The organism is Nostoc sp., assembly GCF_036917415.1.
Lineage (GTDB): Bacteria > Cyanobacteriota > Cyanobacteriia > Cyanobacteriales > Nostocaceae > Nostoc.
The window spans coordinates 56,928-71,554 of the sequence record NZ_JBALDJ010000026.1; the positions used below are offsets into that span (position 1 = coordinate 56,928).

Sequence of the window (14,627 nt, forward strand, 5' to 3'; positions counted from 1 at the left end):
TCTCTGAATTACTATTTTGTAAATTTATATTTTACTGTAGTTATATTTGTAAGCATCCCCTAGCAAGGCAAACTAACATTTACAGTAGTTCCTTTTTCAGGAATGCTAACAATTGTCAATTCACCACCATATAATTTAACTATATGCTGAACAATAGCCAGTCCTAAACCAGAGCCTTGTTGTTCCCATAACTTTCGATTAAATTGTACAAAAGCTCCAATTTTATTAATCTCTTCAATTGCCATCCCTTTGCCATTATCAATTACATATAAATTAAATTTATTACCTTCTATTTTACTCATAACTTTGATTTCGCTGTTCAGTAAAGAAAATTTAAAAGAATTCTCTACTAATTCTTCAATAAGAATACTCAAATTTTCTTGTGGTAATTGTACTGGAGATTCTTGGATATCTAGCTTTAAATCTTTTTCTCTACAGTTTTCTGTAGCTTTTTTGAGAGCGACTTCACTAATAATTTTTTCAGTAAAACATCTATCTTTTTTTTCTTTAATTTGACGAGTTTTTTCGGGACTTTTAGTTATTAATTCCAGATTACTATATAATAAAAACCTTTGAACGAGTGCATTCAAGCGATTGGCGGATCTGTAAATTAATTCGGCAATTTCGACTTCTTCAGAGTCAGGCATGATGCCACAACTATCTATTAACAACTGTGACATACCGAGAATACCATTTAAAGGCGTATTCAGTTCGTGAGGTAATGAGTGAGCAATATTCATTCTGAGTTCGTCTAGTTTGGCTTGAGCTTGGCGCTCAACCAAAGCGTGTTTATGAAGACGAGAAGCGATCGCATTGAGTAGTTCTTCAGGAGTAAATGGTTTAGTCAAATAATCATCAGCCCCAAAATCCATTCCCTGACGAAAATCTGAACGCTCTGATTTTGCAGTAACAAATATTAAAGGAATATCGATAGTTACTTCATTTTGACGTAAAGCAGACAGCACGCTATAGCCGTCTAATTCAGGCATCATAATGTCACAAATAATTAAATCAGGTAATTTTGATTGAGCAATTTCTAATCCAATCTTTCCGTTTGCAGCTATCAAAGTTTCAAAATCAGAAAGTTGTAAAATTTCTTGAATGTTTCCTCTTACTTGAGGTTCGTCTTCTATAATTAAAATTGTATTCATCTATGATTAGTAAAAATAAAAATATCAGTTTTATTTTATTGGTCTTGCATGATATTGTATAGCAATTTTCGACCTAGTAAGATATGTTTTCAAAGGTACTAACCTTAGTAAACAAGATTTGGATATACTTCAGTTGCTTAAGAAACGCTATATTCATATAAAGCTTATCTTGCTAAACAATAAAAATTAATTGTCAATAATACCGTATAAGCCTATTTATGCCCTAAGTACAAACGCTGAAATATTTAAATATGCTTGTTGTATAACTATACTATTTACTATGGTTAAGCAAATTAAAATTTTGCAAAGTTTTGGCATTTTCTGGGGTTAGTAGTGTTTGTAAGTTATTCATTTCATTCAAAAACATGATTTTTCTAGCTACTCTTGTTGTAGGATACTCAAGTAGCGATCGCACTCAACATCTGATTGAGTTTTTCAGCATATAGATTGCCATATTGATATTTGAAAGCGGATTGCCTAAGTCTTGTAAAAGTTTTTGTAAAACCTGGTTGCATATTTATCCTATGTGTTGGCTCTCTTACAGTTTTTGTGATATCTATAGACGCAGTAAATGCAGTTGCTAAAACTGATTATTCAGCTTAAAAACTTGGGAATTTACCTTAGATTCCAAACAATATACCGCAATTTATTGTTCCCTAAAATTCTTTACTAATAACACATTAGATATTTTTAATTGAGGAAATCACTTATAATTAGTGGCAGTTCTACCCTAAATGTCGTACCGACTCTGACCTGGCTAGCAAAGGTAATTCTTCCTCTATGAAGGTCTATACAATTGTTGACTATTGCCAAACCTAATCCAGTTCCTGGCGTATTACCAACATTACTAGCTCGGTAGAATGGTTCAAATAAGTTCTGTTGATCCTCTGGTAAAATACCAATACCCTCATCTTGAATCAGAAAAACTGCGCTTTCATCTTGAACTAATAAATCAATTTGAACATTGCTACCATCTGGTGAGTATTTGACAGCGTTTGAAAGCAAATTGCTCAGTATTTGTCGCAAAAGCTTCTTGTCTATACAAGCCATAAAGCGATCGTGTGTTGATGAATTACTCAAGTACTGGGGAGAAAAGGCTAGGGTATGTTTGGGAGAACTGAGTTGAATTTCTTCTACCAAAGAACGACAGAAATTAATTAAATTAATATAAGTTGGTTCAAATGCCAATTTCCCAGCTTCAGCCTTATTAATTAGCAAAATATCATCTAATAGTTGCGTAGTGTGTTGAACATAAGTCTGAATGCACTGGAGATGTTTATGTTTTTGTTGTTCATCTAGTTTATGGCTAAAACTTTTTAAAATTCCAGCAGAGGAAGCAATCACAGCTAAAGGAGTTCGGAACTCGTGGGAGGTCATAGAAATGAAACGAGATTTCAACTCACTGAGTTCTTTTTCTTTTACTAAAGCTTTACAAATATTTTCTTCAGCTTGTTTGCGCTCGCGTATATCTTTAACTACACCGATTGCATAAATGGGTTTACCAATTGGATCTCGAATTAGCGAAACCGTTAGATTTATCCAAATTACATCAGCATTTTTATGTAAATAGCGCTTCTCAATAGAGAATGTTTCTACCTTTCCTGCTATTAATTTTTGCAGATGATTTAGATGGATTTGTATATCCTCTGGATGTGTGATATCTCTAAAGTTTTTCTTTAGTATTTCTTCTTGGCTATAGCCTAAAATTTCACACAACTTTTGATTAGCTTTAAGAAAATGACCATCTAAAGTTTCTAGTTTAATTCCCACAGCTGCTTGATTAAAAATAGCTCTAAGTTCTGCCTCGCTTTGTTGTAAGTCTAAAGTGCGTTGCTTAACCCTGACTTCTAAATCTTGATTGAGTTTTTGTAGAGCTTCTTGTGCTCGTTGCCTTTGCAGTTCAGCAGATGCTCTGGCTGCAAATACTTTGAGAATTCCTTCAAATTTATGTTGGTCAGGTATGGGTTTGTCATCTACTATGCATAGTGAGCCAATTGGTTGACCAAAATCATCACTCAAAATAACTCCCATAGAACTTTCAGCTTCCATAGCAGTTAATCTTTTAGCATTAGGAAAGAACTGCTGAATTCTAGAACTACAGTGGTAAAATCCTTGCTTAAGCAAAATTTCACATAGAGTTGATTTTGGGTCATAACAAATATTCGGTTGTAACTGCCCATCAGACCAAAATCCTAAAGTGTGAGCTTGCCCATCAATTAACTCACTTACTAAGGTGTTACGGACATCTAAAGTAGAAGAAATATGCTCAACTAATGCTGGGAAAAAGTCACGTCCAGTCGTAGAAGCTGTACTTTCTATCAAACTTTGTAAGGCTATTTCAGCTTGTTTGCGTTTTGTAATATCGATTCCAATTGCAACAGCGGCTGTGTTTTGTTGATATTTTTGAGCTACAAGCAAATAATTGCATATTTTACCATTGATTTGGGCATCGATAACCTTAGAATCTGCTACATCTTGCCTAGCTAAAAATTCACGCATAAATTCTGTAAATTGCGGGCTGTTTTCCATAAAGCCCAATTCTTGACCAACAAAAGCATCGGGAGTCAAGTTAAAACTTTCAGCTAAATGGCGATTAACCCCTAAATAATATCCATCATCATTTACCCAAGAAACAAACCCAGGTACTGCATCTAAAACCGTTTGTAATTGCTCTTTTGCTTGTTGCAGATTTTTTTCTGCTCGTTTATATTCTGTAATATCCTCAGAAATACACAACAGGTATTCGGGTTGTTGGTTTTTGTCATACAAAGGAATTTTAGTCGTGTGTAAAATTCTTCTACCAAAACTAGGGTTGTCAATAGGTTCTTCAGAAATATCTTGAGGTAAACCGCTAGCAAAACTTTCTAGGTCTTTTTGGCAGAAAAAGTCTGCTTGTTCTTTCGGGAAGAATTCGTAATCTGTTTTGCCAATAGCCTGCTCTGCTGTAATACCAAAAATATTTTCGCAGGTATGATTCCATAGCTTGACTGTCCCAAAACTTTCTGGTTTTGCATCTTTAACAAAGACGGCTACAGGCAGATTATTAATCATCGACTGTAAAAAGTTGCGAGTCTGTTGGAGTTCCTCTTGTGCTTTTCGGCTTTCAGTAATGTCAATGCCTGTACAGACGATATAATCAACTTGATTATCACGATTAGGTAAGACTTTATTTGACCAAGAAATTAAGCGGCGATCGCTATCTTTAGTAACTAAATAAGTTTCGTAACGTTGAGGAAATTCTCTTTTAGCTAAATTTTGAAAAATATCTTTGATACATTGTGTGATTTCAGGTAACAGCAGCACATCCCAAACAAATCTTCCTTTAACTTCATCAAATGCGTAACCCGTAGCTTGTTCGCAAGTATGATTAAAGCGAACAATTTTTCCTTGAAAATCTAGTACTATCACTAGAGCGTCTGCTAGATTCAAAACGGTAGCAACAAAATTACGCTCCAATCGCAGTTCTGCCTCGATTTTTTGGCGTTCTACAAGTTTGACTCGTGTATGATTGTAAAGTTCGGCTTGTAGAATAGAAACTGTCAGCAGACTAGTAGGAGTCACTAATCCAATTAATTCTCCTCGATCCCCAATAATAGGCAGATGGCAAATCCGATTTTGCCTCAGCAAATGTAATGCAGTGAAAACATCTTTAAAATCTCTTAACTTCAATGTTATTAACTCTCTGGTCATCACTTGAGCAACACTGATACCCTCTAGATTTTTACCTTGTGCTGTCAGCTTAATTAAATCTCGTTGCGTAATTATCCCCACCAACTGTGAGTTTTCTATAACTAAAACACAACTGGTAGCTTGAGATGTGTTGCTAGCTATATCTTTACTTGAGTTGGTCAAAGAATTGCTATCTTTGATTGACAAGCTATCGTGATTACCTGATGCCTCATTGATTAGTGCAATCACATCTGGAAGCATAATCTCAGAGTTAACAATGAGTGGATGACGAATGATAGTCTGTTGTAAATTATCAGAGATGAGAGAGTTAATAAACATTATGTATAGAATTATCTTTAATAAAGAAGTAAATAATATTTTTGCTCATAATTAATTCAAAAGCATCAGTGTTTTCTAGGATTATTTTTCTTAAATTTTTATAAATATTTTATATTATTTTGACTAAATCCCATTTATTGTAAAAGCTGGTTTTTTAGTAGAAGTATATTATTTGTTCATGGCTTGAGTTCTGAGTTTTTTCTTAATTTCAAAAAATAACGGTTTTTAAGGTAGATGCAGCTTAACTGTAATCAGAGTAATTAGAACTAAGTAAAAAATAAAGTTTGAGCAAAGGACTAAGCTTTAAAACATCGGATTATGTTCAGAATCCCAACACTTGTTATCCTGCCAGGTTCTACTACTGTATTGACAGTCAAACTTATTGTCAATCCAGGGAATTGATGTAGGATTGGCATTTGAAGATGAAATTATAGAACTAACTGAAGATATACCCTGAGAGGTTAAATTCGTCACTCAACCCACGGCCCTGTTTCATTAAGCTTTCAATTCTCAATGAAAAGCGATCGCGGCTGTAATTGGATTGGATTTGTATCAGTTTTAGCCTATCCCTTGCAGATGCAATTTGTCAGCCAGGGTAGATTTGGTCAACCTCATGCCATACCTGGTTAGCAAGATTCTCCAGTGCCATAGCCAAATACACAGGATGGTCATATTCACCCTGCTGCAAGCGGTCGAAGAAGATTTCGTATTTGGAGGAATAGGATTTTGGCGTTCATAGAGTTGCGATCGCAACTTCATAATTACCTTAAAATTAGGGTTATAGAGTATTCTTACTCTAAGATGATGTTAAATTTATACCCTCTGAATGAGCCTCTTCAACCCATAGCAGGAGTATCACTTTCCATTCAGCGTCTAATATAAACAACTAGGAAATCAAATTGCAGTATATCTGCCTTTCAAATTATGGACTGGAAGTACAGGTGGAAAAATGGTTATCGACCAAGCCGAGATGAAGCAGCAAAAAATCCTCATTTGTTAGATGAGAGTCAGTTCGAGAACGAACAAGACCGAAAGCTTGCTGAAGAAACTACAAGGAAGCGTTTGGGCGTACCTGCATCAACTTTAGACGAAGATAAATCCATACTACCTCATGCAGCTTCGCCTAATGACAAGGTTTAATACTAAAACATAGGCATTTTTTGCCTATGTCTACTCCATACCATTATCAAGTTTAACAAAATGCAGATTTATCAACTTTTTAGTCGATTAAACAATAAAAAATTTACTAACTTACTCACTCAGACAGTAGCTCTAGGTGTAGGCACTATTGTTCTATTCTCAACTACTAATGCTAATGCTGCCGAGCAAGTCGTTTTAAAGTATGGTACTTTTCAGGGGCAAATATCTGTTGAAGAATTAAGTCAGTTTACAGAAACTGGCAAAACTACCCCAACATTAACAGCTTATTTACAGGCGGCGCAACAAGACCCCGCAGTAGCTCGTAAGGCACTGAAAGCTCCAATAAAAGCTAATGCTGCCTTTTTAAATAGCTTACTGTCTAGTTGGGCAGGGCCAATTTTAGTTAATCAAATTGGTGAGGTAGTTCACCCTCCCGCAGGACAACTAGATCAGCAGGCTTTGCGAAGTGCTTTAAGTGCATCTATTAAACAAAATGGTGAAGTTACACTACTTGGAGCTATTCAGAATTATCCAAATACTTCTGTTGAACTTGAAGGAGATCGTCTCATCTCTGTTTATGAACGCCTAAGCAATCTTGCAGAACTTTTATAGGGTTACTTAAAGACAATGCAGTTGTTATCAGATGATTGATTTAGTATCTCAATAGTCGTAAATTTTAGTCACGATCGCGATCAAATTAATACTGATGAGTCTATCTTAGGGTTCATACGCTGTTACTTAGAAATTCCCTAACCTAAATGTAGAGTTTAGTCTAAGAATAGGAAAAGGATTTTTATGACAAGCGATGTTTCTAGAGATACTAACAAGAATGTGAATGGGTCACTGATAAGTGGTGTTATCCTGAGTGTTTTGGGGATTATTGCGATCGCAGCGCCTAATTTCACCACCTTATTCGCTGAAACTTGGATTGCCGCGATTTTGATTTTCGCCGGATTTACAAAAGTGGTTTATGCCACTCAAACCCGCGAGAGAGGAGGTTTTATTTGGAAACTTCTCTTGAGTGGACTTTATATTGCGACCGGCATTATGCTGTTTATTTCCCCTTATACGGGTGTTCTCACACTGACTCTGTTACTTGGCACATTTTTGTTGACTGAAGGCACATTCGAGTTAATTCTGGCATTCAAGTTGCGTCCACAAGAAAACTGGACGTGGATATTAGCTAATGGCATTATTACCCTCGTGTTAGGTGCAATAATTTGGTTCCAGTGGCCCTTCAATGCGCCTTGGCTGATTGGGACATTAGTTGGTGTCAGCATTATTTTCACCGGCATTTCACGTGTGATGCTGGCGTTGAGTGGGCGTTCTACTTTAACTGCGGAACTACCTTAAGTGGGGAATAGGGAATAGGGAAAGGTTTCTAAATGCCTAATTCCCAATCCCCAGTATCCAAAAAAGTTTACAAGACATTGCAGCAGCGATGCCTACGGCTGGCTATACCTATGCTAACAAAATTGCTAAATTAACTAAGGAAATCAAAATCAAGGCCAGCTAGCTGCTTTTCATCAATGGTATCTATTGCTACTCCATTCTCGGATATTCAAAACCATTGGGCACGCTCATTTATTACAGCTTTAGCCCAACGCGGTATTGTCAATGGGTTGCCTAATGGCACTTATCGCCCCGATAATTCACTTACCCGTGCTGAATTTGCCGCCATCATCGCCAATGCATTTGGGACAGTTTCCAAGAAGCGGCAGTATATTCCCTTTATTGATGTACCCACGAATTATTGGGCAGCAGCCGCCATTAAAACAGCTTACGAAAAAGCATTTATTAGCGGGTTTCCTGATAAAACTTTCCGTTCTGCTAACCGAATTACTAGAGTAGAAGTCTTGGTTTCCTTGATAGGAGGCTTAGAAATTGCCACTAAGGTAAAACCTGACCTTCTCTCAAAACTCTCACAAATTTATCAAGATTCTGTTCAAATTCCTGAGTATGGTAGAAATCATGTAGCTATTGCCACCAGCGCCGGATTGGTGGTTAGTTACCCAAATATCAAATTACTCAATCCTAATCTCGCAGCTACCCGTGCAGATGTAGCAGTGATTATTTATCAAGCTTTGGTGTATTTAGGTCAGGCAGAAAAAATTGCCTCTAGTTACTTAGTGCAACCGCCAATATTAACGCCCACGCCGATACCGATACCGATACCAACTCCAACTCCAACTCCAACGCCGACACCTACACCTGTCGGTAGCGTTAGGGTAAATCATAGCCGGGAGTTCCGGGGAGCATGGGTAGTATCTGTGTGGAATGGTGATTGGCCTTCCAAACCTGGGCTTTCTGTTGCTCAACAAAAAGCTGAACTTACCGAGATTATTACTAAATTACAAGCGCTAAACTTCAATGCCCTGATTTTCCAGGTGCGACCAGAGGGAGACGCTTTGTATGAATCTAGATTAGAGCCTTGGAGTGCTTGGATTACAGGAACTCAAGGGAAAGCACCAGAACCATTTTACGATCCTTTAGCGTTTGCGATCGCAGAATGTCATAAGCATAATCTTGAACTCCATGCTTGGTTTAACCCCTACCGCGCTAGCACCTCCACCGACCCAGCTAAAACAGTCCCTCCCCACATAGCAGCGACCAATCCAGAAAGCGTTTATTTGTGGAAAACTCAGCGCTGGATGGACCCAGGACTAAAAATAGTTCAGGACAGGGCGTATAACGTAATTCTCGATGTAGTGAAACGCTACGATGTTGATGGCATTCACTTAGATGATTATTTCTATCCCTATCCCATTGAGGGACAACCTTTCCCCGATGATAAAACCTACGCTGCATATAAAGCAGCTGCTGGTACACTCAGCCTTGGCGACTGGCGACGGGACAATGTTAACAAAATGGTACAGCGCCTTTGGCAGGGGATTAAAACAACCAAACCCGACGTTAAATTTGGTATCAGTCCTTTTGGGATTTATCGCCCCGGACAACCCGCTGGTATTACTGGGTTGGATGCTTACAACGTGCTGTATGCTGACTCAAAAAAATGGTTAGAAGAAGGCTGGATTGATTATATCGCTCCTCAACTTTACTGGCGCACAGACCAACCACAACAAAGTTATCCAGCGTTGCTAAAGTGGTGGACACAGGTAAACACAAAGCAAAGACACGTTTATGCTGGTAACAATCTAACAGAACCAAGCAACAAGAGTCGGGAGAGTGACGAGATTGAAAAACAGGTGAAAATTAGTCGTAGCCAAGCTGGACAGTTGTCACTGGGGAATATTTTCTTTAATCTCAGTGTTTTGACAGAAAATAGTCAGGGCATTGCTGATAAATTTCAAAGTCTGCTTTATAACAAACCTGCGCTACCGCCAACTTTGCCTTGGCAGGATACAACACCACCATCTCCACCCATTGGACTACAAGTCAATAACCGCAAACTAAGTTGGCAGCCTGGAGATAATCAGCCAGTTCGTTCCTGGACACTTTATCGGCTGAGTGGCGATACTTGGACAATTGGGCGAATTTTGTCTGCTGGCACAACCTTCGCTACCGTCCAACAAGCGGGAACCTATGCCGTGTGTGCAGTGGATAGATTAGCCAACGAGAGTGTGGGAACAGTTATTACAGTTAGTTGAACAAAAGTGCTGCCCAGATTCCCGATAACTTTTATGGAGACAACTGACAAATAGTGTCTGACTCCTCAAGATAAAACCAGTCTGACAATAATAGTGTAACTGCGGCATTAAAACCATCATCACCCGCTCAAACACTTATGCTGGAAATTTTTTGAATAATTAACTTTTATAAGCAAAAAACAATTTTTAACCTTTTCATAACTTAAGGTTAACCAAAATTTATTCGGTATCAGCTCTAGAATTTTTGAAGTAAACATTGTACAAAAAAGCTAGGACGTACAGGATGTAAATTACATGAGTCGAAAAGCCAGCAAAGTGTTTAAACAGTCTGGGGTAATTCCTTACAGAGTGAACAATGGTAAAGTTGAAATCTTGCTAATTACAACCCGTGACTTTCAACACTGGGTAATTCCGAAAGGAGATATTCCTAGTGGCATGAGTCCACCTGCTTCAGCAGCCAAAGAGGCGTGGGAAGAAGCAGGGATAATTGGGCAAGTAGATGCAAATGAACTGGGAACTTACAAGTACCGCAAACAAGGCAAAATTTACTGTGTCAAAATGTATTTATTATCAGTCGATATGCTGAGTGAAGATTATCCAGAAGCAACTAAAAGAAAACGGCAGTGGGTAGAAGTGAATAAAGCTATCAGGCGGGTTAAGTTTAATTCACTCAAACGAATCCTTAAAGGTTTTTTCCAGGTTAAATCTCAATTTTGTGCATTACGCTCTTAAGTAATTGTCACAATAAATCAAACTATATTATACAATAAAAATTAATTAAAGGTTTGGAGCCGTTGACTACAAACCTTTGTTTATTCACACCTACTTACTTAAATCCATAGTAAAGCTACCCAAGTTTTTATACCGACAATTCCATCAGCCTGCAATTTCTTAGATGTTTGGAAACTAACAATTGCATTTTTAACTGACTCAGAAAAACGCCCATCAATGGCATCAGTATATAATCCAATATCTTTTAATTGCTGTTGTAATTGTTTTACTCTCAGCCCAGAATCTCCTAGCTGTAATCCATTAAATCTATTCAAATCGGCTCGACCACTAACACCAGTCACACCAGATATATCACCTTCATATTGATGGATTAAATATTGTCCCTGCCAAGCACCAGGAATAGTTGGGTTTCTAGTTCCGTAGTGGGCAATCCATAACGGATAATTAGCAAAATCAGATGGATTACCAAGTTCTGTCCAGAAGCTGGGGAAGGTATAAATAATTGGTTTGATTGGTTTTTTTGTTTGTTGTAAAAGGGCTTTTTCTACCTCTGCTAACCACTGTTTGGCTGCATTAATTACAGCTTGGCTATTTACTTTGTCAGTTACCTCTACATCTATGACTGGTGGTAAGTCTCCCGGTTCTAATTTGCCTAAAGTTTTTAAGAATTCCTTTGCTTGCTGAACCGGGTCAGATGTATGGGGGTGAAAGAAATGATAAGCACCCCGAATAATACCAACAGCTTTCATGGTTTGCCAGTGATGAGCAAAAGCAGAATCTTTAATGCTAGCTCCTTCTGTGGCTTTGACAAACGCAAAAGTTTTACCAGAGTTTTTTACTGCCGTCCAATCTACTCTGCCGTCTTGATCGGCAACATCAATTCCTTCCATAGTATTTTTTAACCTTTTTGATTAGTACAATCTTGAACTTATCAGAGGCTTTGATTAAATTTATGCTTTTTCTGGGTCTTTGAGTAAATTACAGAAAGTTACTAGGGTTGAGTGTTAGCGGCTTGTACTGGAGTCACTCTAACTTTGCCTGTACAAGGCTTGATTTGTTCTGTAAGGGTAAAGTGATCGTAAGCATTAGGAGGTGTGATTTGAATTTTACTAGACATTGGGCAGTTTTTCTCTGGGGAACTAATGTGGTTGTATGCTATCTGAAATGAGGCTTGTTTTCCAGGAGCTAGAGTTACTTGTTGTCGAGGTTGCTTACTCGAAAAGTAAGTGTCCTGGGAGCGAATAACTTTAATCCCCTCCAAAGGTTGATCTTTTGCATCCAGTAGTGCCAATCCCGGATAACCATAGAGGTTGCAAGGGGATGAGCCGTTATTAGTAAAGGCATAGGTAAGTGCAACATTCCCAACCCCAGCATCTTCAGAGACTCGGCGCACTAACAATTGACTAGTTTCACAGCGCGCCGGATTCGTGCCAGTAGTGGCTTCAGGGGTAGAATTCTCTGTAGTTTTTTCAGTCGGTGTAGGTGTTGAGGTCAATACAGCTTCTTTCGTCGGCTGTTCAGTGATTGTTGGTAAGGCTTGTGTCTGTTTGGGAACAGAGGAAGAACCGACACAGCTAGTTGTCACCGCAGCCAGGAGCAACAACATACTGCTTTTCATAATTAGAATTCGCATATTTTTTTTCTCTCTAGTGAACTACTTCCACTGATGCTTTTCATACAGTGTAAGTTTCCAAATTCACAAGGGTTAGCGTTGCTGGTTATCTTTATATATTAGGACTTACGCAAAAAACCTCAAACTCTTATTCCTCCGTGTCCTCTGCGTCCTCTGTGGTTTGATTTTTCGTTACCTGTGCGTAAGTCCTGTATATGTTGGTTGATGTAAGAGATAAGTTATGAATGCTGAAGAGTTGTTGCAACGCTACGCTGCTGGGAAGAGAGATTTTACTGGAGTTAAGCTGTCAAGAGTTCGCTTGCTCGACGTGAATCTTAGCAGGGCTATTTTCAGGGAAGCCGATATCAGTAAACGCTAGTCTGGATTGGACTAATCTCAGTTATGCCGACTTGAGCTATGCCAACTTGAAGGGAGCACGTCTGGGTGAAGCCGCTTTGAAAGGAGCTAATTTGGAAGGAGCTGACTTGAGTGGAGTTGTTTGCGGTCAAACTGGTTTCTTTGATACTAATCTCAGCCATGCCAACTTGAGAGGAGCTATTTTGACGGAAACGTCTTTCGACGATGCCAACCTCAGTTATGCTGATTTCAGGGGTACTCAAAATTTCAGTATTAATAGGTGCAAGGGAGCTATCTTCCACGAAACTATCATGCCTGATGGAAGTATTCGAAGTGAAAGTACTGCATAATCCCCTCGAATCTTAGTAAGGATTGCCTTGCCGTGGGTTTGGTCTTACATCCGCTCCTTTGGCAAACTCCCCATCTCCCAAGCTAAATATTCAACTGAATTAAATATTATCTGTTGCTTCAATCAGAGCACTGCAAATTCCTGGTTCACTCATCGAATGTCCGGCATCAGGAACCACTATAAATTCGGCTTCTGGCCAAACTCTATGTAATTCCCAAGCTGAGATCATTGGGCAGACTATATCATAGCGTCCCTGAACAATTACAGCCTGAATATGGCGGATGCGATCTACATTTAAGAGTAATTGATCTTCTGTTTCCAAAAATCCCTTATTCATAAAGTAATGGCATTCAATTCGAGCGAAAGCGGAAGCAAATTCACTCTCGCCAAACTTTTGCATGAGTTCTGGGTCTAAGAAAAGTCTACTAGTACTAGCTTCCCAAATTGACCAAGCACGCGCTGCTGTTAATTGAATTTCTAAATCTGGATTGGTCAACTGCTTGTAATATGCTGCGATCAGATCGTCACGTTCATCTATAGGAATCGGTTTGAGATATTCTTCCCAAGCATCAGGAAAAATATAGCTAGCACCCTCTTGGTAGAACCAGCGCAGCTCTTTTTGTCTCAGCATGAAGATACCACGCAGAATTAGCCCCGTGCATCGAGAGGGATGGGTTTGACTATAGGCTAATGATAAAGTGCTACCCCAACTTCCACCGAAGACGACCCACTTTCCTATACCTAAATGTTGGCGCAGTTTTTCGATATCACTGACTAAATCCCAAGTGGTGTTTTCTCGTAATTCAGCATGGGGAGTACTTTGACCACAACCGCGCTGGTCAAACATGATTAACCGCCATTTTTCTGGGTGGAAATATTGCCGATAAAAAGCTGGACATCCACCACCGGGGCCCCCATGCAGCAAAACGATGGGTTGACCTTGCGGGTTTCCTGACTCTTCAAAATGGATAGTATGAAGGTCGGAAACTTGTAAATTACCTTCTAAGTAAGGCTCGATCGCTGGGTAAAGTTCTCGCATTTTGCATATTTTATCAGTAATGTTGTCATGGCGATCGCTATGTTTTGGTAAAACAACTTCAATCTCTTCATGTCAGGTGATTGAGTAATACACTAGCTTTGATATTGCGATCGCGATCGGCTTCTGTAAAATGTGGGTTCTAAACCTGACAAAGCTAAATTGTTGCAATCATGGCGATGCCTGCGGTGGTCACTGACTTGTACTAAGCGCAGTCGAAGTAGCTTTGTCGTTCGCGCAGCGTCTCGTAGAGAAGTGCGGGCTACACCAACGCATTTGTTATTTCGGCGTCTCCATAACACAATACGCTTGGGATAAGCCTTTTTCTCTCCCCCTGCCTCCCCTGCTTCCCCTGCTTCCCCTGCCTACCTAAACAGATAAATTTCCTTAACTGAACCGTATTGCTCCATAACGCACCCTACGAAACTACTAGAAAAGTTGAAACCTATGCTGGTCATACTTGTGTGTACACCGTAGCCCAAGTAGGGAGAGGGATTTAGGGTGAGGGCAAAAACTACGGTTCTCAACATAGACAAGGTTTAACTACCCTTTCAGAGGATGTTTGAAAAGTCCTTAATGATGTATCAAATAGTTTTAGATCCCCCTAAATCCCCCTTGAAAAGCAGGGTGGTTT

13 protein-coding genes are annotated in these 14,627 nt (G+C 38.9%); 7 read left to right on the forward strand and 6 right to left on the reverse strand.

Translation table 11 applies throughout. The features are described 5' to 3' along the window. Nucleotides 1-59: 59 nt before the first annotated feature. Nucleotides 60-1,151 (reverse strand): hybrid sensor histidine kinase/response regulator, encoded by a 1,092-nt coding sequence (locus tag V7K41_RS04985; RefSeq protein ID WP_334846066.1) that lies wholly within the window; start codon nt 1,149-1,151, stop codon nt 60-62. Between the two features lie 690 nt (nt 1,152-1,841). Then, the gene (locus tag V7K41_RS04990; RefSeq protein ID WP_334846068.1) at nt 1,842-5,159 is read right to left on the reverse strand and encodes a PAS domain S-box protein; all 3,318 of its coding nucleotides are present in this window, start codon (nt 5,157-5,159) and stop codon (nt 1,842-1,844) included. A gap of 924 nt (nt 5,160-6,083) precedes the next feature. Here V7K41_RS04990 and V7K41_RS04995 point away from each other — a divergent pair. From V7K41_RS04995 to V7K41_RS05015, 5 genes are all read left to right on the forward strand, one after another. Continuing rightward, nucleotides 6,084-6,299: a bromodomain-containing protein gene (locus V7K41_RS04995; protein ID WP_334846070.1), complete on the forward strand. Its 216-nt coding sequence runs from the start codon at nt 6,084-6,086 to the stop codon at nt 6,297-6,299. A 60-nt stretch (nt 6,300-6,359) separates the two neighbouring features. Beyond that, complete coding sequence (locus V7K41_RS05000; protein WP_334846072.1) at nt 6,360-6,911, forward strand: alpha/beta hydrolase; 552 nt, start codon at nt 6,360-6,362, stop codon at nt 6,909-6,911. A 183-nt stretch (nt 6,912-7,094) separates the two neighbouring features. Next, on the forward strand, nt 7,095-7,652 hold the full coding sequence (locus V7K41_RS05005) for an HdeD family acid-resistance protein (protein WP_334846074.1): 558 nt from the start codon (nt 7,095-7,097) through the stop codon (nt 7,650-7,652). Between the two features lie 176 nt (nt 7,653-7,828). After that, nucleotides 7,829-9,907, forward strand: coding sequence for a glycoside hydrolase family 10 protein (locus V7K41_RS05010; protein WP_334846076.1), 2,079 nt, complete (start codon nt 7,829-7,831; stop codon nt 9,905-9,907). Nucleotides 9,908-10,201: 294 nt separating this feature from the next. Continuing rightward, on the forward strand, nt 10,202-10,639 hold the full coding sequence (locus V7K41_RS05015) for an NUDIX hydrolase (protein ID WP_334846078.1): 438 nt from the start codon (nt 10,202-10,204) through the stop codon (nt 10,637-10,639). A 98-nt stretch (nt 10,640-10,737) separates the two neighbouring features. Here V7K41_RS05015 and V7K41_RS05020 read toward each other — a convergent pair whose 3' ends face one another. Continuing rightward, entirely contained in the window at nt 10,738-11,529 is a 792-nt protein-coding gene (locus V7K41_RS05020) for a GH25 family lysozyme (protein ID WP_334846080.1), read from the reverse strand. A 101-nt stretch (nt 11,530-11,630) separates the two neighbouring features. After that, nucleotides 11,631-12,272, reverse strand: a complete 642-nt coding sequence (locus V7K41_RS05025) for a DUF4232 domain-containing protein (RefSeq protein WP_334846082.1) — start codon at nt 12,270-12,272, stop codon at nt 11,631-11,633. 220 nt (nt 12,273-12,492) lie between these two features. Here V7K41_RS05025 and V7K41_RS05030 point away from each other — a divergent pair, with 220 nt between their 5' ends. Together V7K41_RS05030 and V7K41_RS05035 are read left to right on the forward strand one after the other, a co-directional pair. Then, nucleotides 12,493-12,630 carry a pentapeptide repeat-containing protein gene (locus V7K41_RS05030; RefSeq protein ID WP_334846084.1) on the forward strand — a complete coding sequence of 46 codons (138 nt, stop codon included), beginning with the start codon at nt 12,493-12,495 and terminating at the stop codon, nt 12,628-12,630. Between the two features lie 46 nt (nt 12,631-12,676). Next, a complete protein-coding gene (locus V7K41_RS05035) occupies nt 12,677-12,958 on the forward strand; it encodes a pentapeptide repeat-containing protein (RefSeq protein WP_334846086.1) in 282 nt (93 codons plus the stop codon). Nucleotides 12,959-13,057: 99 nt separating this feature from the next. On the opposite strand, the gene pip is transcribed toward V7K41_RS05035, so the two are convergent. Together pip and V7K41_RS05045 are read right to left on the reverse strand one after the other, a co-directional pair. Next, the gene (gene pip, locus V7K41_RS05040; protein ID WP_334846088.1) at nt 13,058-13,996 is read right to left on the reverse strand and encodes a prolyl aminopeptidase; all 939 of its coding nucleotides are present in this window, start codon (nt 13,994-13,996) and stop codon (nt 13,058-13,060) included. Nucleotides 13,997-14,088: 92 nt separating this feature from the next. Continuing rightward, nucleotides 14,089-14,295 carry a hypothetical protein gene (locus V7K41_RS05045; RefSeq protein ID WP_334846089.1) on the reverse strand — a complete coding sequence of 69 codons (207 nt, stop codon included), beginning with the start codon at nt 14,293-14,295 and terminating at the stop codon, nt 14,089-14,091. Between the last annotated feature and the right edge of the window lie 332 nt (nt 14,296-14,627).

Coding starts and splice junctions, on each gene's coding strand:
- V7K41_RS04990 (WP_334846068.1), bottom strand. CDS start 5,159: ATGTTTATTAACTCTCTCATCTCTGATAATTTACAACAGACTATCATT.
- V7K41_RS05005 (WP_334846074.1), top strand. CDS start 7,095: ATGACAAGCGATGTTTCTAGAGATACTAACAAGAATGTGAATGGGTCA.
- V7K41_RS04985 (WP_334846066.1), bottom strand. CDS start 1,151: ATGAATACAATTTTAATTATAGAAGACGAACCTCAAGTAAGAGGAAAC.
- V7K41_RS05000 (WP_334846072.1), top strand. CDS start 6,360: ATGCAGATTTATCAACTTTTTAGTCGATTAAACAATAAAAAATTTACT.
- V7K41_RS04995 (WP_334846070.1), top strand. CDS start 6,084: ATGGACTGGAAGTACAGGTGGAAAAATGGTTATCGACCAAGCCGAGAT.
- pip (WP_334846088.1), bottom strand. CDS start 13,996: ATGCGAGAACTTTACCCAGCGATCGAGCCTTACTTAGAAGGTAATTTA.
- V7K41_RS05015 (WP_334846078.1), top strand. CDS start 10,202: ATGAGTCGAAAAGCCAGCAAAGTGTTTAAACAGTCTGGGGTAATTCCT.
- V7K41_RS05025 (WP_334846082.1), bottom strand. CDS start 12,272: ATGCGAATTCTAATTATGAAAAGCAGTATGTTGTTGCTCCTGGCTGCG.
- V7K41_RS05010 (WP_334846076.1), top strand. CDS start 7,829: ATGGTATCTATTGCTACTCCATTCTCGGATATTCAAAACCATTGGGCA.
- V7K41_RS05020 (WP_334846080.1), bottom strand. CDS start 11,529: ATGGAAGGAATTGATGTTGCCGATCAAGACGGCAGAGTAGATTGGACG.
- V7K41_RS05030 (WP_334846084.1), top strand. CDS start 12,493: ATGAATGCTGAAGAGTTGTTGCAACGCTACGCTGCTGGGAAGAGAGAT.